Below are 7,605 nucleotides of genomic sequence, written 5' to 3' on the forward strand. Positions count from 1 at the left end.
CTTGCCTCAGCGAATTGCACAAAATTTGTGCATCGCATGTTTTTCAGACATTATCCGACCCCGTCGCCTTGGTCGGACACCCCCGGGGCGCTATCTCGTACCAGAAGTGCACAAGGATCAGGCGCTTGCCCTTTACTCTCGGCCCAATTTCAATCGAACCGCCCGTATTCCTTGCCCCCCTCGCAGGGATCACCGACCTGCCGTTTCGTCGGCTCGTCGCACGTTTCGGCGCGGGCCTTGTGGTCAGCGAGATGGTGGCGAGCGAAGAGGTCGTCCGCGCCCGCCCCGAAGCCCGCGCCCGCGCCGAGCTTGGGTTTGGTGAACAGGCGACCTCGGTCCAGCTTGCCGGTCGCGATCCCTACTGGATGGCCGAAGGCGCCCGCTTCGTCGAAGCGCAAGGCGCGCGGATCATCGACATCAACATGGGCTGCCCCTCGAAGCGCGTGACAACCGGCCTCTGCGGCTCGGCGCTCCTCCGCGACCTCGACCTGGCGCTGAAGCTGATCGAGGCGGTTGTCGGCGCGGTGAAGGTGCCCGTAACCCTGAAGACCCGCCTCGGCTGGGACGACACGCTCCAGAATGCCCCCGAGCTTGCGAAGCGCGCCGAAGGGGCAGGGATCAAGATGGTCACCATCCATGGCCGCACCCGCTGCCAGTTCTACAAGGGCCACGCCGACTGGGCCGCGATCCGGGCGGTCAAAGAGGCCGTCAGCATTCCCGTCATAGCAAACGGCGACATCGTCGACAGCGCCACCGCGCGGAAGGCGCTGGAGCTTTCCTGCGCCGATGGCGTGATGATCGGCCGCGGCGCGCAAGGCGCACCCTGGCGGCTCGCCGAAGTCGCACATGACCTTTACGGCACCCCCGCGCCCAAAATCCCCGAAGGCGGCGCGCGGGGCCGGATGATCCTTGATCACTACGACGACATGCTCACCTTCTACGGCCGCGAGCTTGGCCTTCGCATGGCGCGCAAGCACCTTGGCTGGTACCTGGAGGAAGCGGGCCTCCCCCACGCGCGTGAGGCGATCCTGACCTCCACCGACCCCGCGGAAGTGATCCAGCTCCTCGAGCTTGCCTTCGCCGATCTGGAGCTGGCCGCATGAGCCCCTACCGGATGCCATACCCGGTGCCGGGCGTCGTCTGGGCCTCGCTGCCGCTTCCCGCGCTGCTGGTGGACGCAGGCGGCACCATAATCGAGGTCAACCCGGCGGCCGAAACCTTCCTCAACACCTCGGACCGGGTGCTCCGCGGTCAGCCTGCCTTCGACCGTCTGGCGATCGACGCGCCGATGGATGAGGCCCTTGCCCGCGCCCGCGCCAACCAGTCGCCTCTGAACATCAACGACGTCGACGTGACCACAGGCGAACGCCCCCCGGTTCAATGCACGATCCACCTCGCCCCCATGCACGACAACCCCGACGTCGTGATGCTGATCCTCTCCCCGCGCGAACTGGCCGACCGCATGGGCCGCTCGATGGGCGCGAAGACCGCCGCGCGCTCTGCCATCGGGATGGCCGAAATGCTGGCGCACGAGATCAAGAACCCGCTCGCAGGCATCTCCGGCGCTGCCCAGCTTCTGTCGATGAACCTGACACCCGAGGATCAGGAACTGACCGACCTGATCGTCGAGGAAACCCGCCGCATCGTGAAGCTTCTGGAACAGGTCGAGCAGTTCGGCAACCTCCGCCCCCCCGACCGGAAGTCGGTGAACATCCATGACGCTCTCGACCGCGCCCGCCGCTCTGCGCTGGTGGGCTTTGCCGCGCACATGACGATTGTCGAGGATTACGACCCCTCGCTCCCCTCCACCTTCGCGGACAACGATCAGCTGATGCAGGTCTTCCTGAACCTGATCAGGAACGCGGCCGAGGCCTGCGCCACTGGTGGCACGATCCGCCTTCATACCTTCTACGACCTCGCGCTGCGCGTCCGCCGCAAGGACGGGGTCTCGGCCGCGCTCCCCCTGCAGATCGAAATCATCGACGATGGCCCCGGCATCAAGCCCGAGATTGCCGCGTCCGTATTCGAACCCTTCGTCTCAGGCCGGGAAAACGGCACCGGCCTGGGGCTAGCGCTCGTCTCGAAGATCATCTCTGACCATGAGGGCTGGATCACCGTCGATTCCGTCCCAGGTCGAACCGTGTTCCGCGTGTCGCTGCCCATGGCTCCGCGCGATAGGAAAAAGGAAGCCCGCTGATGGATGGCACCATTCTGGTCGCCGACGACGACCGCACGATCCGCACTGTTCTGACCCAGGCCCTCACGCGGGCAGGCTGCAAGGTCCACGCCACCTCGTCGCTGATGACGCTGATGCGCTGGGTCGAGGAAGGGAAGGGCGATCTGGTGATCAGCGACGTGATCATGCCCGACGGCAACGGCCTTGATGCTTTGCCCCGGATTTCCAAGATGCGCCCCGGCCTGCCGGTGATCGTCATCTCGGCCCAGAACACGATCATGACCGCGATCCAGGCGGCGGAAGCCGAGGCATTCGACTACCTCCCCAAACCCTTCGACCTTCCTGACCTGATGAAGCGTTCCGCCAAGGCGCTCGACCAGAAGCGGCGCGCGGCGAAAGTGGTGGTCGCCCCACGGGATGCGGGCGATGACCTGCCGCTCGTCGGCCGGACCCCGGCGATGCAGGCGCTTTACCGCCTTGTGGCGCGGGTAATGAACACCGACCTGCCGGTCCTGATCACCGGCGAAAGCGGCACCGGCAAATCCCTCATCTCGCGCGCGATCCACGATTTCTCTGACCGCCGCACGCTGCCCTTCGTCGTGGCCCAGGCCGCCGATCTGCAGGGGATCGAAGGACCCTCAACCCTCCTTTCCAAAGCCCGCGGCGGGTCGATCGTCTTTGATGAAGTGGCCGACTACGATGACGAGATCCAGGCCCGTGTGGTCCGGATGCTCGATCTTCTGGGCGACAAGGCCCCGCGGGTCATGGCCACCAGCCAGACCGACCTGTCCGCGCGGATGGAGGCCGGCCAGTTCCGCCAGGACCTCTACTACCGCCTTGGCGGGGTCACTCTGCACGTGCCCTCGCTGCGCGAGCGGGTCGAGGATATCCCGCTTCTCGCCGAACACTTCCTCGCCAAAGGCGAACGCGACCTCGGCGCCGTCCGTCGCCTTTCGCAAGGTGCCACCGACCTCATCCGCGCCTATTCCTGGCCCGGCAACGTGCGGCAGCTGGAAAACACCATCCGCCGCCTTCTGGTCACCGCGTCCGAAACCGATATCGCGCTGAACGAGGTCGAGCAGGTCCTTGGTCAGCAGCCAAGCCCCGAACCGCTGGCGGGCGTCGGCGAAAGCGACAAGCTCTCAGCCTCGGTCGCGCGCCACCTCAAGCGCTACTTCGACCTCCACGGCGGCCAGCTCCCGCCCCCCGGCGTCTACCAGCGCATCCTGCGCGAGGTCGAGCTTCCCCTGATCGAAATCGCCCTTGATGCAACCGCCGGAAACCAGGCGAAATGCGCCGATCTTCTGGGGATCAACCGCAACACGCTCCGCAAGAAGATCACCGATCTCGACATCCGCGTGACCCGTCGCCGAAAGTTGATGTAAGCCCGCAACGGCCCGTGTGTCTTTTGGGTTTCACCTGGAATTATATCAAGATATAGTGGTCCGGGGTGGAAAAACCCCCGGCCAACGGGCGGATTCGGGTGGAGCGAGCAGGTCACAGGGATGTTTGGGCACGCTTCGCGCGCCTGCGCCGCCAAAAGCGCGTGCAGACCGTGGTCACGCTCGGGCTCGTCGTTCTCGGTCCCATCCTTGCCGTCGCCACCTTCCTTGCCATGGGCCCCTTCAACCAGGACGCCGCCTCGCCGACGCTGCGGCTGATCCTGCTGTCCGACCTGATCTACGTTCTGGTCATCGCAGCCCTTGTCCTTGCCCGCGTTGCGCGGCTCATCGCCGATCGACGCTCGCGCTCGGCAGGCTCGCGGCTTCACATGCGGCTTTCCGGCGTCTTCATGCTGATAGCACTGGTCCCGACCGTGCTCGTCGCCGTCTTCGCGGTCCTGTCCATCAACATCGGCCTTGAGGGCTGGTTCTCTGACCGCGTCCGATCCGTCGTCGGCTCCTCGCTGTCCGCCGCCCAGGCCTACGAGGCCGTCCAGCGCGACGATCTTGCCGCCGATGTCGTGACCCTTGCAGGCTACCTGAACGATGCCAAGCGCAAGTTCAGGTTCATGGACGACGAACCCCTGCGCGAGCTTCTGTCGCAAGCCCAGCAGGTCATCCAGCGGGGCTTGAAAGAGGCCTATCTGGTCGACGGCACCGGCACCCTGAAAACCCGGGGCGAGCGGTCCTACCTTTTCGACTTCGAGCCCCTGAAGCCCGAGCATCTGAAGCTTGCGCTCGACGGCAACACCGTCCTCATCCCGGACTGGTCAAACAACGAATTCCGCGCGCTCATCCACCTCGACGCCTATGCCGACCGCTACCTCTACGTGACCCGCGAAGTCGACGGCTCGATCCTCTTGCTCCTTGATGAAACCCAGGAAACCGTCCAGCTCTACAACCAGCTCGAAAGCGAACGCGGGCGGCTTCTCTTCAACTTCGGCCTCATCTACCTCGGCTTCGCGCTGATCCTGATCCTCGCCGCCATCTGGCTTGGCCTCTGGTTCGCCGAACGCCTGTCGCGGCCGGTCGGGCGGCTGGCTGGGGCGGCCGAAAGGGTAGGGGGCGGCGATCTGGACATCCAGGTGGCCGAAGAAGACGGCGACGACGAAATCGCCTCGCTCGGACGCATCTTCAACCAGATGACCCGCCAGTTGAAAGGCCAGCGCGAGGCGCTTGTCGACAGTCACGCCCAGACCGAACGCCGCCGGCGCCTGTTCGATTCCGTGCTCTCGAACGTCACCGCCGGGGTCATCGGCCTCGACGGCGACGGCGACATCGACTTCGTCAACCGCGCCGCAGAACGGCTCCTCGACCTGGCCGATGGCCAGACCGATGCACCGCTTGCCAGTGCAGTCCCCGAATTTGCCGGCCTCTTTGACAGGCTCCAGGAAGGCTCCGGCAGCGCCGTGCAGGAAGAGGTCCGCCTGACCCGTAGGGGCAAGCTTGAAAGCCTGCTCGTCCGGATGAGCGTCCGGCGCAACGACCAGGGCGGCCTTGAGGGCTATGTCGTGGCCTTCGACGATGTGACCGAACTCGTCAGCGCGCAGCGCATGGCCGCCTGGGGCGACGTCGCCCGCCGGATCGCGCATGAAATCAAGAACCCGCTCACCCCGATCCAGCTTTCCGCGGAACGGATCAAGCGCAAATTCGCAAGCCAGGTGAAGGACCATGAGGACCTGGAGCAATACACCGATGTCATCGTCCGCCAGACCAATGACCTGCGCCGGATCGTCGACGAGTTTTCCAAGTTCGCCCGCATGCCCGAACCCGACCGCCGCGACTGCGACCTGGCCGAGCTTCTAAAGGGCGCGGTTCTCCTGCAGGAAAACGGCCAGCCGGGCGTCCGCTTCGTCAAGGACATCCCCGCCGGGCCCCTGCAGATGGAGCTTGACGCGACAATGATCGGCCAGGCCCTCACAAACATCATCAAGAACGCCGGTGAAGCCATTGAGGCATATGTAGAAAAGGGCGCACCGCCCGGATTTTCGCAGGAAATCCGTGTCTCGCTATCCGCCGACGACACCGAGGTCGTCATCCGCATCATCGACAACGGTACTGGCCTCCCCCCCGACCGCGCACGCCTTTTCGAGCCTTACGTCACCACCCGCGACAAGGGCACCGGGCTTGGCCTGCCCATCGTCAAGAAGATCATCGAGGAACACGGCGGAACGCTCGCGCTCCTTGACGCCCCCGTCTTTGAAGGCAACGACCACCACGGCGCCATGGCCGAAATCCGTCTGCCGCGAACCGTTCGCCGCAGACCACGAACGCACGTCACCCAGGGCTCCGCCCCCGGGCAAGGAGGCTGACACCATGAGTATTCTGATCACCGACGACGAACAGGACATCCGCGAGCTTATCGGCGATATCCTGCGCGATGAAGGCTACACCGTCCGGCTTGCGGCAAACTCCGACGACTGCATGGCCGCGATCAACGCCGAGCCCCCCGCGCTGATGATCCTCGACATCTGGCTGAAGGACAGCCGCATGGACGGGATCGACATCCTCAAAACCGTCAAGCGCGACAATCCTGACATTCCGGTGGTCATTATCTCTGGGCACGGAAACATTGAAATCGCCGTCGCTGCGATCAAGCAGGGCGCCTACGACTTCATCGAAAAGCCTTTCAACATCGACCAGCTGATGGTGGTTGTGTCCCGCGCGATGGAGACCTCGCGCCTCCGCCGCGAAAACCAGGAACTCCGCCGCCGCGATGTCAGCTCCTCCGAGATGATCGGCCAATCCGCCGCCTTCAAGGCGCTGAAGGCCAACCTCGACAAGGTCACAAAGTCGAACGCCCGGGTCATGCTGACGGGCGAGCCCGGCTCGGGCAAGGAAATGGCCGCGCGCTACATCCACCAGCAGTCCAGCCGCGCCACCGAACCGTTCATCACCGTGTCCTCCGCCTCGATCGAGCCGGAACGGATGGAAGAGGTCCTCTTCGGCCGCGAAACCCCGGAACGCGGGGTCGAGCAGGGGCTCCTCGAGCAGGCGCATGGCGGGATCGTCTACTTCGACGAGGTGGCCGACATGCCGCTTGGCACCCAGTCGAAGATCCTGCGCGTCCTGACCGAACAGCAGTTCACCCGCGCAGGCGGGGCCGACAAAGTGCGGGTCGACCTCCGCGTCATCTCCTCCACCTGCCGCGACCTCCGCTCCGAAATCAGCGTAGGCCGCTTCCGGCAGGAGCTTTACGACCGGCTGAACGTCGTCCCCATCGCCGTGCCCTCGCTCGCCTCCCGGCGCGAGGACGTGCCCGAACTGACGCGTCATTTCATCGACTGGTTCCACCGCACGCAAGGCCTGCCGAACCGCAGCCTCTCGTCCGAGGCCGACGCGGTCCTGCAAACGCTGCCCTGGCCCGGCAACATCCGCCAGCTTCGCAACGTGATCGAACGCGTCCTTATCCTCGGCGACAGCACCGGCCCGATCGATCCAAGCGAAATCCCCGGTAACGAACCCAAACCCGAAGCCGAAAGCGCCTTCGCACTTTCCGGCACGATCGCCACGCTCCCGTTGCGCGAAGCGCGCGAGCTTTTCGAACGCGAATACCTTCTCACCCAGATCAACCGCTTCGGTGGGAACATCAGCCGGACCGCAAGCTTCGTCGGAATGGAACGCTCCGCACTTCACCGCAAACTGAAGTCGCTCGGCGTGGTGGGCTCCACGCGCGGGGGCAGGGGGTTCAGCGACTTCGAGGAGTGATGTCGCTACAGGAACCCAACCGGCCCGACCGCCTTCCAGGTCGTCCCCCTCCCTGGCCCTCCCCCTCGCAGGGGGAGGGGACGCCGGATGGCAACCGGCGCGTTTTGAAACACCCGACAACCGACCGCCACATAGGCAGGATGTCACTCGCCGTCCTGCACCAGCGCTGGGGTAGGGCTTCCCTCCCCTTTTCAGGGGGAGGGCCAGTGAGGCGGTGCGACGCGTCATTTTCAAGACCCAGGAACCGACCGCCATACAGGCACGATGTCACTCGCCGTC

The 7,605-nt window shown here is 65.0% G+C and carries 5 protein-coding genes; all 5 read left to right on the plus strand.

The annotated features are described in order from the left end of the window. The first annotated feature begins 125 nt into the window (after positions 1–125). The 5 genes from dusB (at position 126) to ntrX (ending at position 7,326) form a co-directional block, all read left to right on the plus strand. A complete protein-coding gene (gene dusB, locus ACRCSW_RS08295) occupies positions 126–1,103 on the plus strand; it encodes a tRNA dihydrouridine synthase DusB (RefSeq protein ID WP_438704146.1) in 978 nt (325 codons plus the stop codon). After that, positions 1,100–2,197, plus strand: coding sequence for a two-component system sensor histidine kinase NtrB (locus ACRCSW_RS08300; protein WP_438704147.1), 1,098 nt, complete (start codon positions 1,100–1,102; stop codon positions 2,195–2,197). Before dusB ends, ACRCSW_RS08300 begins: the two co-directional genes overlap by 4 nt. Beyond that, on the plus strand, positions 2,197–3,561 hold the full coding sequence (locus ACRCSW_RS08305) for a response regulator (protein WP_438704149.1): 1,365 nt from the start codon (positions 2,197–2,199) through the stop codon (positions 3,559–3,561). The genes ACRCSW_RS08300 and ACRCSW_RS08305 overlap by 1 nt, the downstream gene beginning before the upstream one ends. Positions 3,562–3,659: 98 nt before the next feature. Then, the gene (locus ACRCSW_RS08310; protein ID WP_438704151.1) at positions 3,660–5,930 is read left to right on the plus strand and encodes an ATP-binding protein; all 2,271 of its coding nucleotides are present in this window, start codon (positions 3,660–3,662) and stop codon (positions 5,928–5,930) included. A 4-nt stretch (positions 5,931–5,934) separates the two neighbouring features. Next, on the plus strand, positions 5,935–7,326 hold the full coding sequence (ntrX, locus tag ACRCSW_RS08315; protein ID WP_438704152.1) for a nitrogen assimilation response regulator NtrX: 1,392 nt from the start codon (positions 5,935–5,937) through the stop codon (positions 7,324–7,326). Positions 7,327–7,605: the final 279 nt, after the last annotated feature.

The sequence above is a fragment of the Tabrizicola sp. genome (genome assembly GCF_051645465.1).
Lineage (GTDB): Bacteria > Pseudomonadota > Alphaproteobacteria > Rhodobacterales > Rhodobacteraceae > Tabrizicola.

Bases quoted from the DNA above. Each gene is read 5' to 3' on its own strand.
- ACRCSW_RS08300 (WP_438704147.1), top strand. From the start codon at position 1,100: ATGAGCCCCTACCGGATGCCATACCCGGTGCCGGGCGTCGTCTGGGCC.
- ACRCSW_RS08305 (WP_438704149.1), top strand. From the start codon at position 2,197: ATGGATGGCACCATTCTGGTCGCCGACGACGACCGCACGATCCGCACT.
- ntrX (WP_438704152.1), top strand. From the start codon at position 5,935: ATGAGTATTCTGATCACCGACGACGAACAGGACATCCGCGAGCTTATC.